Here is a 24,623-nt window from a genome sequence, read left to right as displayed (position 1 = left end):
ATTTCACAGTTAGAACGATAGCTTAAACAAATAATTGACTACCGACAAGCTAGAATTAACAGCCAAATCCAATTGCTTGCCTCCCTGAAAATTTATTTTCTTAGATAAGTAAAATTAATGGAAATAAATCATTAATTGAGAGCCAATTTATGATAAAATATCATTGTTCAACCTTTAAAGCAGGAAACAGGAAAAAAACGCAGAATTAGAAAGTATCAAAAGCCTTGGGAGGTATAAAATGAGCTGGGAAACAAGTTATCAACGCTGGAATGAAAAACAAGATTTAGATACTGAACTGAAACAATTACTTTCTGACCTACAAGAAAATGAAAAGGCTTTAGAGGACTCCTTTTATAAGAGTTTAGAGTTTGGCACAGGCGGCATGCGCGGTGAAATAGGGCCTGGAACAAACCGAATGAATATATACACGGTTAGAAAAGCATCAGAAGGGTTAGCCCAATACATATTAGGTTTTGGTGAAGATGCAAAAAAACGCGGAGTGGCCATTGCATTTGATTCACGTCATAAATCACCTGAATTTGCAATGGAAGCAGCTAAAACATTAGCTTCTCATGGAATTCAAACATATGTGTTTGACGAATTGCGCCCAACACCAGAATTATCATTTGCTGTCAGATATCTAAATGCTTTCTCAGGGATTGTCTTAACGGCTAGCCACAATCCTCCTGAATATAATGGTTATAAAGTTTATGGAGAAGATGGCGGGCAACTGCCGCCTGCTGAAGCTGATATCGTTATAGAAAAGGTAAATGAAGTTCCTGACGAGTTAATGATTGTCGTAAAAGACGAGAAAGAATTAAAAGAGCAGGGGCTAATTAAGATAATTGGTGAAGAAATTGACCAAGCATACACGGAAAAGCTGCTTACCATTTCAGTGAATCCTGATTTATCAAAAGAAACAGACATTAACATTGTGTTTACTCCACTTCATGGAACGGCTAATAAGCCAGTAAGAAGAGGACTTGAAGCGTTAGGTTATAAAAATGTCATAACTGTAAAAGAGCAGGAATTGCCTGATCCGAATTTTTCAACAGTTTCTTCACCAAACCCTGAAGAACATGCAGCATTTGAACTGGCTATTAAAGCAGGTATCGCGTCAGACGCAGATATTTTAATCGGAACAGACCCTGATGCTGACAGACTTGGTGTGGCTGTGAAAAATGATCAGGGAGAATATGTGGTTTTAACAGGAAATCAAACAGGTGCTATTCTTCTTCATTACCTTTTATCAGAGAAGAAGGAAAAAGAAATTCTCCCACAAAATGGGGTCGTTTTAAAAACAATTGTAACTTCTGAAATAGGCCGAGATATTGCCGCGTCATATGGACTTACGACAATCGATACACTTACAGGCTTTAAATTTATTGGCGAGAAAATTAAAGAATATGAAAAAACCGGTCAATATTCTTTCCAATTTGGTTATGAAGAAAGCTATGGCTATTTAATTGGCGACTTCGCTCGTGATAAAGATGCTGTCCAAGCAGCTCTTTTAGCTGTGGAAGTATGTGCTTTTTACAAGAAAAAAGGGATGACCATGTATCAAGGATTATTAGAAATATTTGAAAAATATGGATACTACCGTGAAGGCCTAGAATCATTGACATTGAAAGGTAAACAAGGTGCTGAGCAAATTCAAGAAATCCTTGCTTCCTTTAGAAATCAGCCGCCTACAGAAATGGCAGGCGAAAAAATCTCGGTGATTGAGGACTACAAAATTAGCGATCGGTCAAATGTGAGCACAAAAACGACAGAAAAAATCGACCTTCCAAAATCAAATGTTTTAAAATATTATTTAGAAGACGGTTCCTGGTTCTGTCTGAGACCATCGGGTACTGAACCGAAAGTGAAATTTTATATCGCTGTTAAGGGAGAGTCACTGTCAGATAGTGAAGCAAAATTGGCAAGGCTGACCACCTCGTTAATGGATAAAGTTAATCAGATGATTAATTTGTCAGCAAATAAATGAATAAATAAAAGCTAAATTTAAGAAGCACTGCTCTCTTGGCAAAAAACCCCTCTTAAATAGAGGAAAAGACCGTGCAAGAGCTGCCGTGCTTTTTTCTTTTTCAAAAAATAAATAAAGCTCAAGCACTTAACCTAACGCTTTAGGCACAATCCAATTCTTCCCTAAATAAAAGCTCAATTATATGCTTTCGCCGATGGGTTGCTGTTCTGTGCTTCCTAACAAAATAAGGTTCGACACAATTTCCCGGGAAAGTTCGACAAGATCTCAGTCAAAAGTAGGAGTGAAGTTCGGTCTTATCGATAAGGTTACTCAGGGAGAACCTTGTTATAATAGGAGTATGAGAGCAGAGGTGTCGTATGGAAATGGAAGAAAATGAAAAGAGGATACACAAATTACTCACCTTGAAAACCATTGCCGAAACGTTGAATCAAGGAAGCGACCTTTCCACCATGCTAAATAAGGTGTTGGAAAAATTGCTAAATGTAACTGGACTTAAATCAGGATGGATTTTTCTAATCGATAATAAAGGTGTATATAAGTTAGCTGCTGATTACTCCTTACCCCAAGGTTTATGTTTTCAGGACAAAATGCCTATGTGCCAAGGGGGCTGTTGGTGCTTAGATCGTTATCAAGATGGGAGATTAGAAAAGGCAACCAATATCATTAATTGCAGGCGAATTGAAAAAGCCATTAAACACAATTGGGGGGATACACAAAACATTACCCATCATGCCACCGTTCCCTTAAGAGCAGGAAATGAAAAGTTCGGATTACTAAATGTCGCCTCGCCTCATAAAACACACTTTTCTGATGAGGAGTTGACATTACTTGAAGCTGTTGCCTTTCAAATCGGCTCAGCAATAAAACGAATAACCTTGGCTGAAAATGAACAAAGGCTTGCACTTATAGCAGAACGAAATCGTCTTGCACAGGATTTACATGATTCAGTCAGCCAATTGCTATTTTCGTTAATGCTGACGGCAAGAGGAACAAAAGAAATAACCACTGATGAAAAAGTGAAAGAAATGCTCGTTTATATGCAAGAGCTGTCACATGAAGCTTTAACTGAGATGAAGGCGCTCATCTGGCAGTTACGCCCTCAAGGGATTGAAGAAGGAATTGCAGCCGCTCTCTTGAATTATGGAAAAGTTTTGTCACTTGAAATTGACTCACAAGTAAAAGGAATTAAAGCTTTGCCATTAGATGTAGAGGAAACATTATGGAGGATAGGGCAGGAAGCTTTAAATAACATAAAAAAACATGCCAATACAAAGAAGGCTTTTATTAGCTTGGATCGTTCAGAAGGAAAGGTTCAGCTTATTATTTCTGATAGTGGATCAGGTTTTCAATATCATGAAAAAAACAAAATCCCTTCATTTGGTCTAAGAGGAATGAAAGAAAGAGCTGAAAAACATAAAGGGACGTTTTATGTGAAAACAAAAAATGGCAAGGGAACAACGATTCAAGTGACAATCCCGATTTAAGTGAGGGGAGAATATAGATGAGTATTAAAGTGATGATAGTGGATGATCACCAGGTCGTCCGCAGGGGTTTGATGTTTTTTTTAAAAACTCAGGAGGATATTCATATTGTCGGTGAGGCAGCAAACGGCAAAGAAGCAGTTGAGTCAATTGACGTCTATAAACCAGATGTGATACTAATGGATCTGGTAATGCCAGTAATGGATGGAGTCGAAGCAACAAAACGAATTATCGATTCCCATCCTGCTATAAAAGTGATCATGCTGACAAGTTTTTCTGATCAAGATCATGTGATCCCAGCCTTGCGTGCTGGTGCTTCTGGATACCAATTAAAGGATGTAGAGCCAGATGAATTAGTTACTGCGATAAGAGATGTGCTAAAAGGCGAAAGCAAGCTTCATCCAAAGGTAACTTCTCATGTGATGAATCATTTTACCGAATCAAATAGACAAGAGAATACAAAGCTGGATGACCTAACGAATAGGGAAAAAGAGGTACTAAAGGAACTAGCTAAAGGCAAGAGTAATAAAGAAATTGCAGCATCGCTTTTTATTACCGAGAAAACGGTGAAAACACATATTTCAAATATTTTATCAAAATTAGGCGTATCTGACCGCACACAAGCAGCACTTTATGCGGTTAAAAACGGACTAGAATAAAAAGAGAGGTTGAAAAAGATATGAAATTAGTAGTTGTAAATGGAAGTCCAAGGAAAAAAGGGAGAACGGGAATTGCCGCAAGGTACATCTCCAATTTATATAACGCAGAATTGCTTGATTTGAGTGATCATGGACTTCCGCTTTTTACAGGGGAAGAAGACCAAAGTTCAATCGAATCTGTTCGTCATTTAAAAAAGCTTTTTAAAGAAGCAGATGGAGTTGTCCTTTTATCTCCAGAATATCACAGCGGGATGAGTGGAGCTCTTAAAAATATGCTTGATTTCCTGAACAGTGAATACTTTGCCCACAAACCGGTAGGAATTATTGCTGTAGCAGGCGGAGGCAAGGGAGGCATCAATGCTTTAACAAATATGAGAACGGTTATGCGAGGGGTTTATTCCAATGTAATTCCTAAGCAGCTAGTCTTAGATCCGCATTGTTTTATCTACGAAAACGATTCTCTTATTGAGGAATCAACCTTATTGGTTAAACAATTAATGGAAGAGCTTATCATGTATGTCAAACTTCATATGCAAATGGAAAATAAGAACTAAAGCTTTTAGGGAAGCTTTCTTCAGCCTATTGAAATTTTCTCATAATTGCCTGAACCCTCGGGCATAGCGCCAGTGCATATATTGAAATCTCATCATTTGGCAATTTTATCCATTTACTTAAATAAAACAAGCTCTCCTGTGTATGGAGGGCTTGTTTTATTTCATTAAAAGTTTGTAGATTTGGAGAGAGGAAATATGTCTCAAATGATTGCTCAAATTCTAAGAAACAACCGTTTTGAGCATATTTTCTTAGCATTTAAAATCCGCATAATCCTGGTTGTGCTCTCTATATAAATTTACCCATACTAAAAAAGTAAAAAGTTATTTGGAGTAATATGATTTTTTCTACTGTCAATTAAAGCAATACAGTGAGCCAATCGCTCAATCCCTAGTTTAATTTGACTCTCGTCCGCTTGAGAGATGCTTAATCGAAGGAGATTTTCCTTTTTATATTCTGGCAAAAACATTCTAGAGGCATCATCAACATATATATGCTGCTCGTTTAGCATATGAACTACCTGTTTTGCTGTCACATTCTCGGGCAAACTGATGGATAGATAGAATCCTGAAGTCGGTTTAGAAAAATGAGTATTAGACGGCAGCAATAATTCACATGCTTCTTGAAGGATTTGCATTTTAGTACGGTATACCTCTTTTATTTTTTTGAGATGGTTATTAAACATACCACTTTTTAAATAGATTTCTAGCGCCCCTTGAGAAAGTGCTGCACTATTATAATCCGAACTAAATTTATATCGTAAAAAATTGTTAATCATTAATGCAGGAAGAACGACAGTAGCAATCCTTAATCCTGGGAGAAATATTTTCGAAAAGCTTTTAATATAAACCACTCTCCCAGAAGGATCAAAAGAAAATAAAGGATCTGATTTTGCATTTGGATCAAGGTCTCCTAAAAAATCATCTTCCACTATATATACATCGTATTCTTCAGCTAACTCAACGATTTTTTTCTTTTCACTATTCGTATAAGAATGTCCAAGTGGATTGTGAAATCTCGGGATAATATAGAAAAATTTTATATCGTTATTTCGAAAAATGTATTCCAGACGATCAAGATCAATACCTCCCATCGATAACTCAATACCAAAAGTAGTAGCTTGGTGCAGATTGATGGACTCAATAAATCCGAAATATGTAGGCTGCTCAATTAGAATATTGTTTTTTCCATTTGGAAACGGCATAGAAACCAATAAATTAAGGGCTTGCTGCGAGCCAGATACAACGACTACTCTTTCATGTTGAGTGAACACCTGTAAATTCTGCAAATATTTCACTAACTGTACTCGTAATGAGTAAAGCCCTTGCTGATCAGAATATGTAAAAAGCTCTTCTTTATATTGTTCAATTGCTTGATTCATACAATGTTGAAATTCAACATAAGGCATAACGTTCTTATCTGGACCAGCAGACAAGAAATCAATCACCTCATTTTCTTTCGTCGCATGTTGTAATTCATTCACAACATAGTAGCCACTTTTAGGAACAGAATAAATTAAATGCTCTTTTTCTAGTTCGTCGTATGCTTTAATGACCGTATTTTTGCTACATGAAAAATACTCAGATAACTGACGAACAGAAGGAAGTTTACTACCTGCAATGAGGGATCCATCTGCTAGCTGAAGCTTAATTTCTTCCATTATTTTGATATATTTTGAGCTCATACATTTAGCCCCTTTAACTGTACCGGTACAGATGGGTAAAAAAATGGTTTATTTTTATTGTGTGTACCAATTAATATTTTAATTATATCAGAACTGTTTTTTAAGAAAAGCAGAAAGTGGTACAGATATTATACGAAGTAAAAAGGGCAGGTAGGATAAGATGCAGAGAGAAGTCAGAGAGAAATTTGGATTATTGCTGGGATTAGCAGGTGTCATTTGTTTTAGCTTAACGCTCCCTACTACAAGTGTTGCAGTAGAGTATTTTGGGACTACGGTCGTCGGTTTAGGAAGAACAGTTGTTGCCGCTATATTAGTTGCTGTGGTATTGATTGTTCGAAAAGAAAAACTACCTTCTCCTCGCCAATTCAAAAGTCTACTTATAGTTTCTGTTGGTGCAGTTTTAGGATTTCCTCTCCTCACTTCTTGGGCAATGGAATCCTTGCCTGTTTCTCATGGGGCTGTGGAATTAGCCCTGTTACCATTAGCAACAGCCGGATTTGCTATGTGTAGAGCAGGTGAAATCCCTTCTCTCAAATTCTGGATTTCAAGTATAATCGGCTCTATAGCTGTTATTATGTATGCACTTCATCTTGGATTCGGTCAATTACAATTTGCCGATTTAGCTTTACTAGCAGCAGTGATTGTACTTGGACTTAGTTACGCAGAAGGTGGGAGATTAGCGAATGAATTAGGTAGCTGGCAAGTGATTGCTTGGGCAATTTTGATCGGTGCTCCATTTTTCATTATTCCAGTTGGGCTAAACGTTACAACTGAAATGCTCCATGCCCCAATACATGCTTGGGTTAGTTTTATTTATCTTGCAGTGGTTAGTCAATTCCTTGCATATATTGCTTGGTATAGCGGAATGGCTATGGGCGGAATAGCAAGAGTTAGTCAGATTCAATACTTACAACCATTTTTGATGATTCTATTTGCAGCGGTATTTCTTGATGAATCCATTACAGTATTTACTCTTGTAATAGCAGTGATTGTTGTTTTTTCTGTTATATTAGGCAAAAATGCTCCCGTATCAAAAAAAAGATCTGTATCAGAGAAAAACTAACTGCATGTTCAATTGGAATAGCGGAAAGCAAAATTAAGTCAAAATCATTCATCGCAGCGACAAAGGTTAATTGTTAATCAATTGGAACAGATTTCACATACAAATGAGCAACAGATTTCATTATTAATGAAAGCAAACTTAAAAATATAACGTTGAAGGTTACTGCCCAAACGGATGCTTTTTTCAATAAGACTTTACAATGATCTTCACCAATCAGGCGCGTTGTGCAATAACACTTAGATTTAAACGACTTTATTGTTATGTTTAAGTGCAGTAAAGAATTTTACTTCAAAAATTAAACGGCTTTATTTTAACCCCGTCCTAAAGTCCGAACGGGGTTATGTTTGTAAATCCAAAAATAATAGATGACCTATAATTTGAAAGCAAAAAAATGTGGACCTGATTTTCTTGGCTATTTAGAAAAGGGCTCTTGCATTTTTTAAGTTATTGAAACAGTCTGCTCTTCAAACTCATCTGCATCAAATTCTGAAGCATGGTCAATGTATCTTAATAAAGAATATAAATTGTTCTCAATCACGGTATAATCATTTTCAAAATTATAGGCGTGTAGAAAATGTTCAATTTTTTTTGAAAGAAAATCATCTTTTGTACGCACCATAAGAATAAGCAGGTTATCCCATTGGGAACGGTGTGTATAGTACAATGCTTTATCATAATCGACTGGTTTCATTTAAGTTCCCCCTTTTTTAGGAGTTAACTTTAGTTTGCACGGGACAATTACATAATTACTGTGTAAAACTTGGACAGCTTATTAATAATGGGTGGGAGAGTTTCACCTGTATATTTTTCTTCTATAGCGAGAACAAAATCAGGAAAAAAATTAATAAAAGCAAGAACAAGGGAGAAGCTAAAAGCAAACGACTTAAGTTGGAGGAATAAATAATGGACCAATCGAAACATCTATCTAAAATTTTGGTTGTCTTTTTTTCAGCTGTACTAATTCTTGCGTATGCTAATCAAGTATATGGGCAGCAAGACGTGGATTATGAAAAATGGAGCAAGGTAGCCATAAGTTCTGTTCAAAAGGAATATCCACAAGCAGAGCTTACCGATCTTAAATTTGCAGGACAAGAAAAAGTAAATGAAAACCAATCAAAGGATACATTCGAAATTAAGGTGAAGCAAAACGGTGAAAGCTTCACTGCAAGAGTTGAGGTTTTCTTTAATCCAAAAACAGAAGAGCTTTTAAACGTAAAGATCAACCGGCTGCCAGAGTAAAAAACATTAAGGGGAGAGCTGCAGCATTGAAACAACAGCAATCGCTTCAAAATTAATGTTGCATCTTGAGGGGAGATGTGAGACTGGAAGCAATTGGAGGTACACAGATTGCCCTTTTTTAACATCTCTCTTAGTAAAAACTTAACGTAACAACCCCCTTAATGTTTGTTGATTTTTCGTTAAATCCTCTAACGTGTATTGATCCAACACATTTAAATAAGCATGAAGTGCATGATTCAGGGCGTTTTTAAGGGTGCATGCCGGTGAAATAACACATTTATTAAGCTGGGGATCAAAGCATTCCACAATGTTGAAATCATCCTCCGTTTTTCTAACAACCTCACCGATATTTATTTCAGACGGATTTTTTGCGAGACGAATCCCACCGTTCCGCCCTCTTATTGTTTCAACATATCCCATTTTCCCAAGCTCATATGTTACTTTCATTAAATGATTTTTGGAAATTTGATAAATCTCGGCAATTTCTTTTATATTCGATAATTCTTTATCATTTCTTGTTGCCAAATATATTAAAACTCTTAGCGAATAATCAGTATAATTGGTTAATCTCATCTGTATAAACCTCATCTCATATGGGTTTTATGTTCTTGTCAAAACCCAATTTCTTAATCCTAAGATTATCTTATCTCATACCATCTAGTCTACTATTAGGCCCTCTTTTAAGGCTTAGCTTAAATCGTTCAAAATATTGTAATAAGATTGTGGCAATATTTAAAACATGTATTTTACATATTGCTTTAAAGACTAGAAAGAGATAAATTAAAGATGTATTTAAAATACCACTTTATTTTGAATGGGAGAGAAAAACATGTTGTCCCAAAAAACGATTGATATTGTGAAATCAACTGCACCAATCCTCGCAGAGAGAGGTGTTGAAATTACATCCGTTTTTTACAAACGGCTGTTTGAAAAGCATCCTGAATTATTAAACATTTTTAATCATGCTAATCAAAAGAAAGGGCGCCAGCAAGCAGCTCTTGCCAATACTGTTTATGCAGCTGCCGAGCACATCGACCGTTTAGAAGTCATACTTCCCGCTGTTAAGCAGATTGCTTATAAGCATCGCAGTCTTGGTGTAAAACCTGAGCATTATCCAATTGTTGGTGAAAACCTACTAGCAGCAATTAAAGAAGTATTAGGCCATGCAGCAACAGATGATATCATCCAAGCATGGGGAGAAGCATACGGGGTCATCGCTCAGGCCTTCATTGATATTGAAAAAGAGATGTACCTTGAAGCAAAAGAACAAACAGGCGGATGGGCAGGTTTTAAAGCCTTTAAAGTAGTTAAGAAAGAAATAGAAAGCTCTGTGATTACTTCTTTTTACTTAAAGCCGGCAGATGGAAGTAATGTCCCTGATTACTTGCCAGGACAGTATATCTCCGTTCGTTTGCAAATAGAGGGAGAGGCGTATTTATTTAATCGCCAATATACATTGTCAGACTCTCCAGGAAAAGGTTATTTTAGAATTTCTGTAAAACGGGAGGCAGATGGACATTTTCCTCATGGGCAAGTATCAAATTATCTTCATGATCATGTTGAAATTGGGGACGAAATTGAGGTAAGTGCCCCAGCAGGAGAATTTGTGCTTGATCAAGGAACTTCTCCAGTTTATTTATTAGGCGGGGGAGTTGGAATTACACCGCTGATGAGTATGCTTAACGATTTGGCAAATAAAAAGTCAGCAAGGCAAACTGTCTTCATTCAAGCATCAAAAAATGGAGAAATGACCGCGTTTCGGAATGAGGTAAAGGAAAAGATGGATTCCCTGCCAAATGGAGAGTCTTACTTATTTCTTGAAAATCCAACATCAATAGATCGTCAAGACGGTGGTTTTGATCATCAGGGATTCATAGGCCTTGCCTTTTTAGAAACGATAATCAAAGACCCAAATGCAAAGTTTTATATTTGCGGACCAGTGCCATTTATGAAAGCAATGATTGAAAACCTTGAACAGCTCGGGATAAAAGAAGCAAATATCCATTACGAATTTTTTGGCCCCTCGTTAAATTTAAAAGAAAAACAGTTTGTATAAGCACTTTTTTTGAGAAAGGAACAAGCTCCTTTCTCTTTTTTTATTAAGCTTGTTTTGCATTCTTTGGATGTACATTGTGCGGGCTTCCCTACTTATTTGATCTGCATACTTATTACACTTCATTTTTTCCAAACTAGGGTGGGGGTGATTTGTACAAAAATACAGAGAAATAGCCTCATCATTTCTCAGTCTTGTTCATACATTGTCTTAAGAGATATTCAAGGGGGGACTACTTTGAACGAAGCAGATCACAAGGCTTTAAAATATGCTATTGAGGAGATTTCTGAAATTGCAGATGGGTTTGGGCTCGATTACTATCCGATGCGATATGAAATCTGTCCAGCTGATATTATTTATACATTTGGGGCTTACGGTATGCCGACTCGCTTCTCACATTGGAGCTTTGGTAAACAATTTTATAAAATGAAGCTCCATTATGACCTTGGCTTAAGTAAGATTTATGAGCTTGTTATTAATTCAGATCCCTGCTATGCCTTTTTATTGGATAGCAACTCTTTGGTACAAAACAAACTTATTGTTGCCCACGTATTGGCTCATTGTGATTTCTTTAAAAATAACTGTCGATTCCAAAATACAAAGCGTGACATGGTAGAAAGTATGTCTGCAACAGCAGAACGAGTGAAACGATACGATCAATTATACGGCAGGCATGAGGTAGAGACGTTTCTAGATGCTGTTCTGTCCATTCAAGAGCATATCGATCCATCTCTCATGAGACCAAAGCTTACGTGGAGTTTAGAGGAAGAGGAAGAAGAAGAATTCAAAAAACCAACCCCATATGATGATCTTTGGGACCTTGAGACAAAGAATGAGAAAAAAGAACCGAAAAAGAAAAAAAGAAAAAAACTTCCGCCTGCACCTGAAAAGGACATTTTGCTTTTCATTGAGGAATACAGCAGGGAACTTGATGATTGGCAGCGAGATATTTTAACGATGATGCGGGAAGAAATGTTATATTTTTGGCCGCAGCTGGAAACCAAAATTATGAATGAAGGCTGGGCATCGTATTGGCATCAACGAATTATGAGAGAACTTGATTTAAATTCAGATGAGTCTCTCGAATATGCAAAATTAAATGCAGGGGTTGTTCAGCCATCAAAAACAAGTATTAATCCTTATTATTTAGGACTTAAAATCTTTGAGGATATTGAAGAGCGCTATGACAACCCGACCGATGAAATGAAGGAACTTGGCGTCACTCCTGGATCTGGAAGAGAAAAAATGTTTGAAGTCCGTGAAGTTGAGTCAGATATTTCGTTCATTCGAAATTATTTAACGAAAGACCTTGTCATGAGAGAAGATTTGTATCTTTTCCAAAAGCAAGGCCGTGACTACAAAATTGTCGACAAGGAATGGGAAGGTGTCCGTGATCAGCTTGTAAACATGAGGGTGAATGGCGGCTTTCCTTATATCACTGTCAATGACGGAGATTATATGAAAAACAACGAGCTTTATCTTAAGCATTGGTACGAAGGAATTGAGCTTGACCTTAAATACTTGGAAAAAGTGCTTCCTTATCTATTTCAATTATGGGGAAGACCGGTCCATATGGAATCTGTTCTGGAAGGGAAAGAAGTTCTGTTTACGTATGAAGGGAAGAGTGTGAGTCGGAAGTATTTATAAGAAGAAACCCTGAGCTGCTGGAGGTCCAGCAGCTCTAAAATTTACATGTTTAAAAGAATGTTTTACAGCATAGTCTTTTATAGGTGATCGCATGAACTTATTACGGTTTTCATTTCTAAATCTCCGTAAAAATATTTTGCCTCGTAAGCAAACAAAGGAAATACCTTCACAATTAGGAAGTAACTATCCTCCTTAGCGTCTAAGACTGCAAATGAAATTTTGAAAAAATTTCTAAATGAAGCGACAGGTGCTTCAGGAAAGTCCTCACCAGAGGTACACATTATTGGCGGTGGCAGTGCTTCGGGCAAAAGTACGCTTAGAAATACAGTCATAATAAATGTAATGAAAAAAAGACAAATGACTTCACTGACTGTAATTGTCAGCGAAGCTCTACTATAATAACCATTAAATACATAAACCTGTTCTTTTCTGCTCTGCGTTAATAAATAAACACGGAAAGGTAAGCGACTAGGTACCATAAACTCCTTGTGTAATTATTCATGAATTAGATTTCGAATAACCGGCCAGCAAAGGGAGTTATTTGTAAAGGGTAAAGGACAATGAGAAAGGATGGAAGATTCTTTGAAAAAGTACGAATGGAGAAAGCAAGATAAAGATCTATATTTACCAAAATCTAAGCCAAGTATTATAAAAGTTGAATCGATGAAATATCTTACTCTTGTCGGTGCTGGGAACCCTAACTGCGAACCTTTTAAGACTGCTGTCGAAGCACTATATTCTCTGTCTTATGCTATTAAAATGATTCATAAGAAAGGGAATCCACCTGAGGGCTACTTTGATTATGTCGTCTTTCCTTTAGAAGGCGTTTGGGACTTAGATGAAGAAGGAAGGAAATTGAATTACCTTGAAAAGGACCACTTAGTTTACAAATTAATGATTAGACAGCCTGACTTTTTAACGGAAGCCTTATTTTTATCAATAGTTGATGATGTTAAAAAGAAAAAGCCTAACCCTATGCATAATAAAATAAAATTTGAAGAGATTGAGGAAGGACTATGCTTGCAAATGCTCCATATAGGCAGCTACGATGAAGAAGAAAGATCCTTCACCCAAATGGCAAAATACTGTGAAGAAAATGGTTTTACCAGAGTTGATAAAAGACACCGGGAAATTTATATTTCCGATCTGAGAAAGACAGACCCTGCCAAACTAAAGACAGTTCTAAGGATACAGGTAAAAACTGATGAATAATTTGGGAATACACAATGTTGCTTTTAAGTAATGCTGTTTTTTTATGTAAAAAAGAAGAACACCTAAACTGATTTAAATGTGTGGAGATCGGGCTACTTAACTATCAATTTTCTCGCTCATAAGAGGCATCCACAAAAGAAACCTGTTTATAGGATAACTATAAAAAATTAATGCCTGATTTTCGGCTTCGTCTGTTTTTGTAAACGTTATAATTAGAGTAACAAGTAAGACTTACTTAAGGGAGGCAAGGAATGATAACAGCCGAAAGTAATAAAGAATATTACAGAGCATTGATTAATAAAGAAAAAGAATATGAAGGTGTGTTCTATGTAGGAGTTAAGACAACTGGAGTATTTTGTCGTCCTACTTGTCCAGCAAGGAAGCCAAAGTTTGAGAATTGTGAATTCTTTGAGACCGCCCAGCAAGCCCTTTTGGCTTCTTTCCGTCCATGTAAGCGATGTCGACCGCTTTCACATCCAAATCATGTGTCAGAGCTTGTCCAAAAGCTTGTAGAAGCAGTTGAAGAAAATCCGGAGAAGCGGTGGAAGGATAAAGACTTTCAAGAATTATCCATTGATGCTTCAACAGCACGGCGCCAGTTTAAAAAACGATTTGGCATGACTTTTGTGGAATATGCCAGGGCACGTCGGATGGGGCTTGCAATGAAACAGATCAGAGCCGGTTTACCAGTGATTGATGCCCAGCTTTCAACTGGATATGAATCCAGCAGCGGCTTCAGAGATGCTTTTTCCCGTATTATGGGTGCGGCACCTACTTTAGCGGGTAACAGTAAGATTCTAAAAACATCGTGGATTGATACGAGATTAGGACCGATGATAACCATTGCGGACGAAGAAGTCCTATATCTTTTAGAATTCGTGGACCGCCGAGGTCTGGAACGCGAGGTTGAACGTCTTAGACGAAAAACAAAAGCTGCTATTATTCCAGGTCAAACTGAGCCGATTCTTTCAATTGAAGAGGAACTTAATGAGTATTTTGCCGGAAATCTAAAAGATTTCAAAACCCCTGCTGCCTTTCTTGGAACTCCTTTTCAAAAGCAAGTCTGGGAAGAGTTGAAAAATATTCCATATGGTCAAACAAGATCATATTCCAGTATAGCTGCTGAGCTTGGAAAGCCATCTGCCTTCCGTGCCGTCGCCCAAGCAAATGGAGCAAATCAGCTCGCCATTATAATCCCATGTCACCGGGTCATCAATACAAATGGTGAGCTTGGAGGATATGGCGGCGGACTGACACGATAAAAATGGCTCATTAACCATGAAAAACATAATGTCTTCGATACGTCAGCTTGCTGAGTTGGGAGTTTCACGTATTAGCTATGGACCTCATCCTTATTTTCATTTGATGAATGTATTAAAGGAGGCTGGACGTAAAGTTTTTTCAAGAGTAAGTAAAAAAATTTATCGATTTGCCGTTTGGAGTGACTAACCAAATCAAAGGTTTAAAGCGTGAAGACCAAAATAAAATTAGAATTAGCATACCTTGGCTGATTTCATAGGTATGCTTTTTGTTGAAGTTACAAAGAAAAAGATCAGTTATGGAAATTTATTAGCAGACGGGCTATAATAAAAAAGAATGTATGTTCGTGTTTACTGAGAGTATTATGGGGTCTCGGTTGCTTATACGTACAACAATAAGAATTGGGATCGAGGAGTGAGCTCATGATTCATATTGTGAATGGGGATGTGGTGGGCAATAAAATTGTGGACCTTGAAGGTGACCTCATCGTTTGGAGAGAAATGTATGATTTTGGTCCTTTAGGATTGTCTTGGTCAAAGGAAGAGTTTATTAAAAAGCGCGCTGAATTTTTTGAAGAAAAGCTTTGCATTCCATCTTCATTTTTTATAACGAACTGTCAGGCTCAAAATCGATTACTTCGTGATTTGCCAAGAACTGAAGAGATCGTTCTTTGGTTTGAGCATGACCGTTATGACCAAACGATGCTTATGTACTTGCTGGAGGAATTAATGTCAAATGGCTTTAGAAAGTTATCAATGGTAAGTATAGATCAGTATCCTGGAATTACTCCATTTTATGGTTTAGGCAGGCTCTCCTCTAATCAATTAAAAGGCCTAGTTGATCTTAGGAAGAGAATCTCTGCAGAACAAGTAAAGGAAGCAATCACAGGATGGCATGCGTATAACTCGAAGGATGCAAATGATATTGAAAAGTGGATTGTAACGGAAAATCATTCTCTGCCTTACTTGCTTCAAACAATGAAAAATTATCGAAATTATTTTCCCTCTAGTAAAACAGGGTTAAATGAAGTTGAGTTTTTAGCCCTTTATTTGATTCAACAAGGTATCGATCAGTTTAAGGAACTGTTTAAAAAGATAACGGAAAGAAGAATAAATGACGGGTTGAGTGATCTGCATTTTGCAGCCATTTTAAACGAACTAATGAGGGGGGAACAGCCATTATTAGTTAGTAATGAGAAATTGCCAAATTTCAGCATACCTGAATCAAATGCTGAGCTGGAAATAACCACTGCGGGTTTAGACGTTTTAAAAGGAAGGCGAAACCGCATGGACGTAGTCGGTATTGATTGGTGGGTTGGAGGAGTTCATTTACATAGATAATAATTATTTACTTTATCAATTGAAGGTTAAGGTCTTTTTCACCAACTAGCTCATATGCTATCCAGCATAAATCGCACATTTATCCAACTTAAGGTATAAATAATCATTAAAAGACATGGAAAAATACCCTTAAATTTTTTAAAGCCTGGGCTTTTCTAATCATCTTTTCGTTTTTCTAAAGAAAAATCTCCTCACTTTTGATACTATTTTTATTAGTAAAAGTGGAGAGGTGAATATGTTGAAGAGCTTACCAAAGTATCTAATATTAATCCTACTTGTTCTAACTGCAGGAAATGTTTATTTTGTTGATAAAACTAAAGGACAAGAGCTCCTCAAAAAAGGCAGTGAAGGCGGCGAGGTCTATGAAACACAGTCACATCTTTATCAGATGGGGTATTTACGAGTAGAGCCAACAGGGTATTATGGAGATTTAACTGATTATGCAATAACACAATTTCAATTAGAAACAGGTTTGTTAGCAGATGGTGTTGCCGGTCCAGCCACATTGGCAAAATTGAATGAAATACATATGATGGCAAAAGTTGTATATGGGGAATCTAGAGGAGAGTCATTCGAAGGACAAGTTGCAGTCGCTTCGGTTATTTTGAACCGAGTAGAATCAAATGAATTTCCTAACTCTGTATCAGAAGTCATTTTCCAGAAAAATGCCTTTACTGCAATAAATGATGGGCAATATTATTTAACCCCAAATAAAACAGCCTATAGAGCAGCCATTGAAGCAATAAAAGACTGGGATCCAAGCAGGGGCGCAACTTATTATTATAATCCTGATTTGGTAACTGATAAGTGGATATTTAGCAGACAGCCACTTCTTACTATTAATGGCCATGTATTTGCTAATTAAAAGATATTAAAATATTTGTCGAAGAAAAGGAGATCCCGAGTTTGGATCTCCTTTTCCTATTTTATTCTCAGCTCATTCTGGAGGATGTATGAAAGATAAAGTCCTATAGTCCTATTTGTTTAGGTCTTTTAAGGGAAAAAGAGAGGCACCTTACAAAAGTAGCACGATTTATACTGAAACTGTGGGATATGAGCTAATACATGATGGTAACTATCCAGACCCTGTCTTATCCATGGAATTTCAAGAGAATACTGTCTTTATCTGAAAGCTTACTGTCCGCATCTAAGAATTTATATTTTTGTCTGCTCCTCATAATTCATGAAATTTTTGGGAAACTAGTCATATCACTAAAACAAGAAAAGAGGGAATCATTTTGCAATTGCCACCTCTATAGGCCTCTGAGGCTGCAAACCTATGGAGTACGTATGAAAAGAAAACGATGCTTATTCAAATTTTAAAACATATGCTTGAAGTTGTGACCCAAGAGGATTTAGTTCAAATTTTCACATATTCAATCCAGGCTGAGAAGAAATTTGTAGACGAAATTGATAAAATTTTTAGAAATGCACAATCAGTTCCTCCAAACGGCTTTACGAGCGAAGACTTAAAGACAGGTGCACCAGCGTTTTTTGATGATTATTCCTATCTTCGCTTCTTAAGAATGGTAATGAAGCTTGGAATTGCCTTAAATGCTGTCCATTTAAGTATGGCCTATCGAAGTGATATGACAGATTTTTTAAGTAGATCCTCAGCTCATTCCAATAAAGTGTATAGTATGTGCACAGAAAAATTATTAGAAGTAGGGGTTTTGGTGCGTCCTCCTGTTATTCCACTCCCTAAGCAAACTGCCTATGTAAAGCATGAAAAATATATATCAGGCATCCAATTTAATAAAAGAAAATTGAACTCGGTAGAAATATCACTACTTTATCATGGGATTGAAAATAATTCATTTGGCATGCAAATGATTTCAGGCTTTGCTCAAGTGGCAGAAAATGAAGAGGTAAAAAAATACTTTATAAAAGGAAAAGAATTATCAAAACAAATTTTGATGGTCTTTAATGAGTTAATGATTAAAAGTGATTTAAAAATTCCGGGAGAATCTTTTGGTGTCCCATTGGATTCTTCTCAACCACCTTTTTCTGATAAATTAATGATGTATTTAATTAATTTATTCAGTAATTTTAGTTTAACAAGTAACGCACTGGGCACTTCATTTACTTTACGTCCGGACTTGCCTTTAAAAATGTTAAACATGGCAAACGATATTTTTTCATTTGCAAAAGAAGGAGCAAAAATTATGATTGAAAATGGATGGATGGAACAGCCTCCCCAATAAGTGGAAAAAGAAGGTTGTCGTTGTCCAGCGATTAGCCCGTCTGAGGTCACAAGCCAATCGTCAAGAAGATTAACGAACAACCTTCTTGACCGTTCGTCCAAGTGCTTGTCGCCGATAGGCGGGCTCCCTGCGCTATTTGTTGAAACATCAGAATAAGAGTATGGTGAGTCCGCACCTTTGTCACTATTGTAGGCAATTAATTCAGTATCGGGGCGATTAATCGGATAACAGTGCAAATATTTAGATAACGGTGCAAAAACTCGGATAAAGATGCAAATATTCCGATACTACCGCAATTATTTCATTAGCCGTGCAATTAATCTGATTACTGTACAAAAGCATCCAATTAAAGAAAGGCTGCGCCAATCAGCGAAGCCTTTCTTTAGGAGAATAAAATGTATAAGTTCATTTAAGAGCTAAATGGATATAAGATGGTGAAATAAGATCGTTCGCTGATATCATCAAATCATCTCTGATCTCTAGAAAGTCACGCAGTGTTTTTCTTTTAAGATATTTGATTGATCATTTCAAAGATTCCCAGTTCTTTAATTGTTCGGACGACTTCGCGAGTACTTTTTTTATCAAACTTTTTTAAAATATTGGTAATTTGTTTTTTGATGGTTTCGAGCTCAACGCTTCTTTCTTTTGCAATTTCCTTGCGTTTTTTTCCTCCGCATAGCAATCTTAATATCTCTATTTCTGAAGGTGTTAAGGTGGTCATGATTTTAAAGATATGAGGGAAGTTATCTTCTGCCCGCTTGATCCTGGCAAATTCATGCCTTATTTTTTCAGCAATAACAGGCCGAATAGGAGAGCGATTGTTGTAAGCTGCATAGATCGCATCAATAATCTCTTCTTGTTTACTGGATTTCATAACATAATCGACGATCCCGGTTTGAAAAGCGGCAAAAATAATATTACTATCCTGGTGAATCGTCAGGATAATGATTTTTGCTTCTGGTAGCCTTTGATTAATCGCAGAAGCAGCTTTTATTCCTGCCAGCTGATCCTCCATTTCAATATCCATTAGGATGATATCTGGTTGATTAGCTATTGCTAGGTCCACTGCTTCGGAGCCGCTGCAAGCAGATGCAACCAAGGAGAAGCTTTCTTCAGTTTTGATGATGCGTTCGAGCCGGCGGCGATGGGCTTCCATGTCATCAACAATCAAGATTCGTATAGGTTCCATAACTCTCCTCCTAAAAAATTTTAAAAAAGATATTTATTCAATAAAAGGAAGCGGAAAAAATATGTTAATTTGAGTTCCCTTTCCTTTTTGACTATTAATCTCGACTTTTCCATCATGAGCAGTAATGATCTTGTGGCAAAATGAAAGGCCGATTCCCCAATTGGTGACAGGTGATTTAGTTGAATAAAAAGGAGTAAAGACTTCATTAAGATTTTCGGTTTCAATCCCGGGACCGTCATCTGTAATAGATAGAACTCCCCAGTCATCTACTTGTTTTATTTCGAGATAAATGGCTCCATTCCTGTCTCCAATTGCTTCAATCGAATTTTTTATCATGTTATGAATGACTTCAATTATAAGCTTTTCATCCAGATAGACTTTAATAGATTTTTGAGGCTTTTCTAAATAGATTCGAATGTTTTTCTTTAAAGGCTGAAAACCCTTAATCGCTTTTTCAACAGGTACATCCAGCAAAGAGGGTTTCATGTTTAAGGTAATATGTTTTAGCATCTCGGCTGAATGATTGATGCTTTGAAACGATTGTTCACATGAAGATTGAATAAGTGACAAACTATATAGAGCTTCTTCGTCATCTTTGAAGCGATCATACAGGAATTCAGTTTCAGATTGGATGGCCAGCAAATGATTTTTGACAGAGTGAGTGAATGCACGAATGCCAAGAGATGCTGTGTCAATTTTCCGGTTGATAAGGACATTTAAATCACGATGATAGCTTTCAATCGAATTATATTTGTAAACATTAAAGATCATAAATCCTAAAGAGAGCAAAGTGACAAAAGGGAAAAGCTGCAGTTCAACCAGATACAGCTTAAAGTCTGGCTGCAAATAGTTACGAAATTGCATGCTGTAAGTGGTTTTCACTAAATTTTCCGGCGCCCATGAAAACAGCAAATAATGAATAATTGCTAGAGGCAGCAAGCTAAGGAGGCTAAACAACGTATAATTTCGCATGAAACGGATATGGGAGTAGCGGAAATAGTAAAAGACCATTAACAATAGCCCGATGAGAAGACAGCAGGCATTATAAAATTGAAAAAAGATATCACCTATTTGGCTGAATGTTTGATAAGCTGTGATTGAGCCGGTTTCAAAGGTGTAGTCCTGCAAAAACAGGTTCATTGCCGGATCGTAATATAAAAACTGTAATAAGAAAATCGTCCCAAAGAAAATAATCCAATGGATTGTTTTTTTCGTTTTCTTTCGGCTGGTCGTAAACGAAATCACAAAGCTGATAAAGGAAAAAAGAAATAGAATAACTCCTCCATTTAATAAGCGGATAATTGTTTCAGGGTGCAAATTAAGAACGACAAGATTATTCCAGGTACCGGGGCTGATATCAAAGAACGGGTTAACTAGGTTATAGTAGTAATTAAATTTACTTAGATAGAGGATAAACGCAATATAGGACATTATTAATCCTAAGATTATACCATTTACAAAACAAACTGAGAGACTATTAATTTTTTTATAGGTGAAAAAAACGGATAAAAATAAGAATAATAGAACAACTGAGAAAAAAATAATCGCTATCACCTCATGAAAATTCAGAAAAATCTAAAAAAGGGGGTATAAAACTTTCGACTTATATCATTCTATGAATGCACTTACAATCATATTATACAGGCTTTACTAAAAAGGGGGATGGAAAAATGAAAAAGTTTTTTGCCTGTTTTTTCGCATTATTTTTATTGATTGGAGTCCTATCTGCTTGTAATCAGTCAACTGGAACAACAGAACAAGAAGAAAAATCTGGGTCTGGATCAGTCGATTTAAAGGTAGCAGTTTTCCCTGCTGACCTGCCAACATTTGAAAAAGTATATGAGGATTTCAAGGAAAAAAATCCGAACATTAACATCAAATTTGATTCCTTTCCAATGGAACAATACTATGAGAAAGTCCGCCTGCAGCTCTCAAGCGGAGAAGGCTATGATCTTGTAGCAGGACAAATTGATTCCTTGGTTGATACTGGGATTGCAGAGCCGCTGAATGACAGAATTAAAGAATCAAGTATAGATATTTCAGGATTTGGACCGATGTATGATGCCATGAAAGTAAATGGTGATGTTGTCGGCCTGCCTTATCGTAAATCGAATTGGATGCTGTACTACAATAAAGATCTATTTGATGAAAAAGGGATTGAGTATCCAAGTGATGATATGACATGGGCCGACTTCCGCGAGCTTGCCAAGAAAATGACAAGCGGACAAGGGGAGAATAAGGTTTACGGTGCATATATACAGCAATGGCCGCAAACTTGGTACATGCAAGCAGTTCAAAATGGATCAACGATTGTCGATAAAGATTTATCGCCTTTTAAAGACGCCCTTCAATACCGGATTGATCTTGAAAAAGACGGTTCTATTATGAAATGGTCTGAACAGGTTTCAACAGGGGCTCACTATAATGCGGCATTCCAAAAAGGGAATGTAGCCATGAATTTAATTGGTGACTGGCATGTTGTCCAGCTCAGACAAGCTGAAGAAGAAGGGAAAATTTCTTTCGATTGGGATGTTGTACCGATTCCTCACCCTGAAGGAGTTGCAAAAAACACTTCCCTTGCTTTGCCGGTATCTTTGATTTTGAACAAAAATAGTAAAGCGAAGGACGAAGCATTTGAATTCCTAAGCTATATTACTGGAAAAGAAGGAGCAGTTAAATTTGCATCTGATGGTTATTTGACAGGGTACATGGATGAAGAAGTGAAAAAAGCATATGCAGGAGATGGATCCTTAAAACCTGAAAATGCTCATTACTTCTTTGAAACTAAAGAATACCCTGAGTATCCAATGATTCCTGGTGTCAGAAGCATTGTGTTGTCACAGATTTATCAGGAAGAAGGGGAACTCGCCCTCTTAGGAGAACAGTCGGTTGACAAGGCAATTGATAACATTGAAAAACGTGTGAAAGATGAGTGGGCTAGTAAATATGACGGCAAATACGAAGTAGGAAAATAATCTCTTCGTGATAGACTGCCACTTCGCAAGTTAAGACATTGCCATGAGGTAAGTGGTCAAATGTGAGACTGAGTAATTAGAAACAGCACTCGTTGTTTTTAGTTGCTGACTCTAAAAAAGTTTAAAAGGAATATGTAAAAGGCGACACAAACAGTTTTCCTGTTTTTGAAAAAAAGATTCTTGTAATCGGGGAGGCATCGTTCCATGCTTGCATGAGCTGAAGATGCCTTTTTCCTGCCAATGTTAACGATAGGGAGTGTTATTCATGCCGAGAGTTCAAAAAAGCTCTCCTCTTATTAAGAGGAATCGAATCATTGCTTATACCTTCTTATTGCCAAGCATTCTCGGATTTTTCTGTTTTATTTTATTTCCGGTCATTGCTTCGTTTTTAATGAGCTTTACGTCTTGGAACGGGTTTGGGCAAATTGAATTTGTTTTTCTTGATAATTATATCGCTTTGCTTAGTGATACTAATTTCATCATTTCATTTATAAATAGTATTTTATTTACACTGATCTCTGTACCGGTTACTTTATTTCTTTCTTTACTTTGTGCATCTCTTCTTAATCGAGGAGTCCGGTTTGTCAAAGTATTCAGAACGGCCATTTTCCTGCCGTACGTAACGGCAACAATTGCCGTCGCAGCTGTTTGGCAGCTGATTTTTAACCCGACAATGGGACCGATTAATAAAGCATTAATGAGCTTTGGATTCACTAGTCCTCCAGAGTGGCTATCTTCTCCTCAATGGGCCCTTTTCTCCGTCTCCATTGTTTACATTTGGCATTCCATTGGCTATTACATGGTTCTCTATTTAGCAGGACTGCAAAATATTCCGGATTACTTGTATGAAGCCGCGGAGCTGGATGGTGCAGGTCCGATTAGAAAGTTTTTTTATATCACAATTCCAACATTATCGCCAATTATCTTCTTTACAATGGTTATTGGCGTTATTAACTCGTTTAAGGTGTTTGACCTCATCTATGTACTAACCGAAGGGGGACCGGGCCGGTCGACAAGTGTACTTGTTTACGACATCTATAATGTCGCATTTAAACAATATGAATACGGGTACGCCTCAGCGATGGCTTATATCTTGTTCCTATTAATCATGGTGTTCTCCTTTATTCAATTCAGAGGACAGAAAAAATGGGTGAACTATTAAGCAAGTAAAGCAAACCTTTAGAAAGGAGATCGATCAATGGAAATCACCACAAAAAGTACGCCAGTTTATCTTCAAGAAACAAAGAAAAATAAAAATAAATCCTATTTTCTCATCTTTTTAAAATATTTTCTCATCATTATCGCTTCCATCCTAATGGTTTTGCCTTTTGTTTGGATGCTGTCTGCTTCTTTGAAAGCTGAATCTGAAATTTTTGGTTTTCCGATCAAATGGATCCCTGAAGTTTTTTATTGGAGCAACTATACAGAAGTATGGACAAGGTATCCTTTTCATTTGTATTACTTAAATACCATTAAAATTGCCGTCTTTACCACCATTTTGCTCGTGATTACAAGTTCACTTGCAGGGTATGCTTTTTCAAAAATCAAGTTCCCTGAACGCGATAAGTTGTTTTTTCTATATTTAACAACGATGATGATTCCATATCAAGTGATGATGATTCCTCAGTTTATGATGATGAAAGAATTGGGCCTTGTGAATTCCCATTGGTCTTTGATCCTGCTTGGAGCTTTTAATCCTTTTGGTGTATTTTTGTTCCGGCAGTTTTTCTTATCAATTCCGGATGAGTTGATTGAAGCTGCGAGGATTGATGGATTAAGTGAATTTGGGATTTACCTTAAAATTATTCTGCCGCTTTCAAAGCCTGCAATTGCTACTCTAGTTATTTTTTCGTTCATGCATACATGGAATGATTTTTTGGGGCCGTTAATTTATTTAACATCTGACCATCTATATACACTACAGCTTGGTATGCAGTATTTTGTCACTTCCTATAACACGGAATACGCTCTATTAATGGCTGCAGCTGTATCAGCGATCCTGCCGACGATTCTCGTCTACTTTTTTGCACAGGATCATTTCGTGAAGGGTGTGGCGAGTTCAGGGATTAAAGGATAGA

The 24,623-nt window shown here is 36.9% G+C and carries 22 protein-coding genes and 2 pseudogenes; 18 read left to right on the top strand and 6 right to left on the bottom strand.

What is annotated here, in order from left to right; genetic code table 11:
- The first annotated feature begins 238 nt into the window (after positions 1–238).
- The 4 genes from IC621_RS18775 (at position 239) to IC621_RS18760 (ending at position 4,681) form a co-directional block, all read left to right on the top strand.
- Complete coding sequence (locus tag IC621_RS18775; protein WP_191160280.1) at positions 239–1,987, top strand: phospho-sugar mutase; 1,749 nt, start codon at positions 239–241, stop codon at positions 1,985–1,987.
- A gap of 362 nt (positions 1,988–2,349) precedes the next feature.
- Entirely contained in the window at positions 2,350–3,471 is a 1,122-nt protein-coding gene (locus IC621_RS18770) for a GAF domain-containing sensor histidine kinase (protein ID WP_191160278.1), read from the top strand.
- Positions 3,472–3,488: 17 nt separating this feature from the next.
- Complete coding sequence (locus IC621_RS18765; protein WP_191160276.1) at positions 3,489–4,127, top strand: response regulator; 639 nt, start codon at positions 3,489–3,491, stop codon at positions 4,125–4,127.
- 20 nt (positions 4,128–4,147) lie between these two features.
- Entirely contained in the window at positions 4,148–4,681 is a 534-nt protein-coding gene (locus tag IC621_RS18760; RefSeq protein WP_191160274.1) for an NADPH-dependent FMN reductase, read from the top strand.
- A 305-nt stretch (positions 4,682–4,986) separates the two neighbouring features.
- Here IC621_RS18760 and IC621_RS18755 read toward each other — a convergent pair whose 3' ends face one another.
- Entirely contained in the window at positions 4,987–6,363 is a 1,377-nt protein-coding gene (locus IC621_RS18755) for an aminotransferase-like domain-containing protein (RefSeq protein ID WP_191160272.1), read from the bottom strand.
- 160 nt (positions 6,364–6,523) lie between these two features.
- On the opposite strand from IC621_RS18755, the gene IC621_RS18750 reads away from it, so the two are divergent.
- Positions 6,524–7,426 (top strand): DMT family transporter, encoded by a 903-nt coding sequence (locus tag IC621_RS18750; protein ID WP_191160270.1) that lies wholly within the window; start codon positions 6,524–6,526, stop codon positions 7,424–7,426.
- A gap of 24 nt (positions 7,427–7,450) precedes the next feature.
- Positions 7,451–7,576, top strand: a pseudogene (locus IC621_RS27210) (FMN-binding negative transcriptional regulator); the annotation flags it as partial.
- A 289-nt stretch (positions 7,577–7,865) separates the two neighbouring features.
- Here the strand turns inward: IC621_RS27210 and IC621_RS18745 are convergent.
- Positions 7,866–8,117, bottom strand: coding sequence for a YhdB family protein (locus tag IC621_RS18745; protein WP_191160268.1), 252 nt, complete (start codon positions 8,115–8,117; stop codon positions 7,866–7,868).
- A 212-nt stretch (positions 8,118–8,329) separates the two neighbouring features.
- Between IC621_RS18745 and IC621_RS18740 the strand changes: the two genes are divergently transcribed.
- On the top strand, positions 8,330–8,665 hold the full coding sequence (locus IC621_RS18740) for a DUF3889 domain-containing protein (protein ID WP_191160266.1): 336 nt from the start codon (positions 8,330–8,332) through the stop codon (positions 8,663–8,665).
- Between the two features lie 141 nt (positions 8,666–8,806).
- Here IC621_RS18740 and IC621_RS18735 read toward each other — a convergent pair whose 3' ends face one another.
- Positions 8,807–9,238 carry an Rrf2 family transcriptional regulator gene (locus IC621_RS18735; RefSeq protein ID WP_191160264.1) on the bottom strand — a complete coding sequence of 144 codons (432 nt, stop codon included), beginning with the start codon at positions 9,236–9,238 and terminating at the stop codon, positions 8,807–8,809.
- A 256-nt stretch (positions 9,239–9,494) separates the two neighbouring features.
- On the opposite strand from IC621_RS18735, the gene hmpA reads away from it, so the two are divergent.
- Entirely contained in the window at positions 9,495–10,721 is a 1,227-nt protein-coding gene (gene hmpA / locus IC621_RS18730; protein WP_191160262.1) for an NO-inducible flavohemoprotein, read from the top strand.
- A 234-nt stretch (positions 10,722–10,955) separates the two neighbouring features.
- The gene (locus IC621_RS18725) at positions 10,956–12,365 is read left to right on the top strand and encodes a SpoVR family protein (RefSeq protein WP_191160260.1); all 1,410 of its coding nucleotides are present in this window, start codon (positions 10,956–10,958) and stop codon (positions 12,363–12,365) included.
- A 77-nt stretch (positions 12,366–12,442) separates the two neighbouring features.
- On the opposite strand, the gene IC621_RS18720 is transcribed toward IC621_RS18725, so the two are convergent.
- Positions 12,443–12,844 carry a hypothetical protein gene (locus IC621_RS18720; RefSeq protein ID WP_191160258.1) on the bottom strand — a complete coding sequence of 134 codons (402 nt, stop codon included), beginning with the start codon at positions 12,842–12,844 and terminating at the stop codon, positions 12,443–12,445.
- Positions 12,845–12,947: 103 nt separating this feature from the next.
- On the opposite strand from IC621_RS18720, the gene IC621_RS18715 reads away from it, so the two are divergent.
- From IC621_RS18715 to IC621_RS26900, 6 genes and pseudogenes are all read left to right on the top strand, one after another.
- The gene (locus tag IC621_RS18715; RefSeq protein ID WP_224752643.1) at positions 12,948–13,577 is read left to right on the top strand and encodes a GyrI-like domain-containing protein; all 630 of its coding nucleotides are present in this window, start codon (positions 12,948–12,950) and stop codon (positions 13,575–13,577) included.
- Positions 13,578–13,828: 251 nt separating this feature from the next.
- On the top strand, positions 13,829–14,839 hold the full coding sequence (locus tag IC621_RS18710) for a bifunctional transcriptional activator/DNA repair enzyme AdaA (RefSeq protein WP_191160254.1): 1,011 nt from the start codon (positions 13,829–13,831) through the stop codon (positions 14,837–14,839).
- Between the two features lie 420 nt (positions 14,840–15,259).
- Entirely contained in the window at positions 15,260–16,177 is a 918-nt protein-coding gene (locus IC621_RS18705; RefSeq protein WP_191160252.1) for a DUF1835 domain-containing protein, read from the top strand.
- A gap of 235 nt (positions 16,178–16,412) precedes the next feature.
- The gene (locus IC621_RS18700; RefSeq protein ID WP_191160251.1) at positions 16,413–17,042 is read left to right on the top strand and encodes a cell wall hydrolase; all 630 of its coding nucleotides are present in this window, start codon (positions 16,413–16,415) and stop codon (positions 17,040–17,042) included.
- Positions 17,043–17,448: 406 nt separating this feature from the next.
- Positions 17,449–17,874 (top strand): annotated as a pseudogene (locus tag IC621_RS26905) (DUF3231 family protein); the annotation flags it as partial.
- Positions 17,854–18,381, top strand: a complete 528-nt coding sequence (locus IC621_RS26900) for a DUF3231 family protein (protein WP_318153086.1) — start codon at positions 17,854–17,856, stop codon at positions 18,379–18,381. The pseudogene IC621_RS26905 and the gene IC621_RS26900, both read left to right, overlap by 21 nt.
- A gap of 505 nt (positions 18,382–18,886) precedes the next feature.
- On the opposite strand, the gene IC621_RS18690 is transcribed toward IC621_RS26900, so the two are convergent.
- Both IC621_RS18690 and IC621_RS18685 read right to left on the bottom strand, forming a co-directional pair.
- On the bottom strand, positions 18,887–19,570 hold the full coding sequence (locus tag IC621_RS18690) for a response regulator transcription factor (RefSeq protein WP_191160248.1): 684 nt from the start codon (positions 19,568–19,570) through the stop codon (positions 18,887–18,889).
- A gap of 33 nt (positions 19,571–19,603) precedes the next feature.
- Positions 19,604–21,001, bottom strand: a complete 1,398-nt coding sequence (locus IC621_RS18685; protein WP_191160246.1) for a sensor histidine kinase — start codon at positions 20,999–21,001, stop codon at positions 19,604–19,606.
- Between the two features lie 239 nt (positions 21,002–21,240).
- Between IC621_RS18685 and IC621_RS18680 the strand changes: the two genes are divergently transcribed.
- The 3 genes from IC621_RS18680 to IC621_RS18670 all read left to right on the top strand — a co-directional run bounded on the left by IC621_RS18680 (position 21,241) and on the right by IC621_RS18670 (position 24,622).
- A complete protein-coding gene (locus IC621_RS18680; RefSeq protein WP_191160245.1) occupies positions 21,241–22,545 on the top strand; it encodes an ABC transporter substrate-binding protein in 1,305 nt (434 codons plus the stop codon).
- A gap of 265 nt (positions 22,546–22,810) precedes the next feature.
- Positions 22,811–23,707 (top strand): carbohydrate ABC transporter permease, encoded by an 897-nt coding sequence (locus IC621_RS18675; RefSeq protein ID WP_191160243.1) that lies wholly within the window; start codon positions 22,811–22,813, stop codon positions 23,705–23,707.
- A 36-nt stretch (positions 23,708–23,743) separates the two neighbouring features.
- Entirely contained in the window at positions 23,744–24,622 is an 879-nt protein-coding gene (locus IC621_RS18670) for a carbohydrate ABC transporter permease (RefSeq protein ID WP_191160242.1), read from the top strand.
- The last annotated feature ends 1 nt before the right edge of the window (position 24,623 follow it).

It is taken from the genome of Metabacillus arenae (assembly GCF_014773385.1).
Lineage (GTDB): Bacteria > Bacillota > Bacilli > Bacillales > Bacillaceae > Metabacillus_D > Metabacillus_D arenae.
The sequence above is the reverse complement of the archived record's forward strand: the minus strand, read 5'-3'. Positions and strand labels throughout refer to the sequence as shown.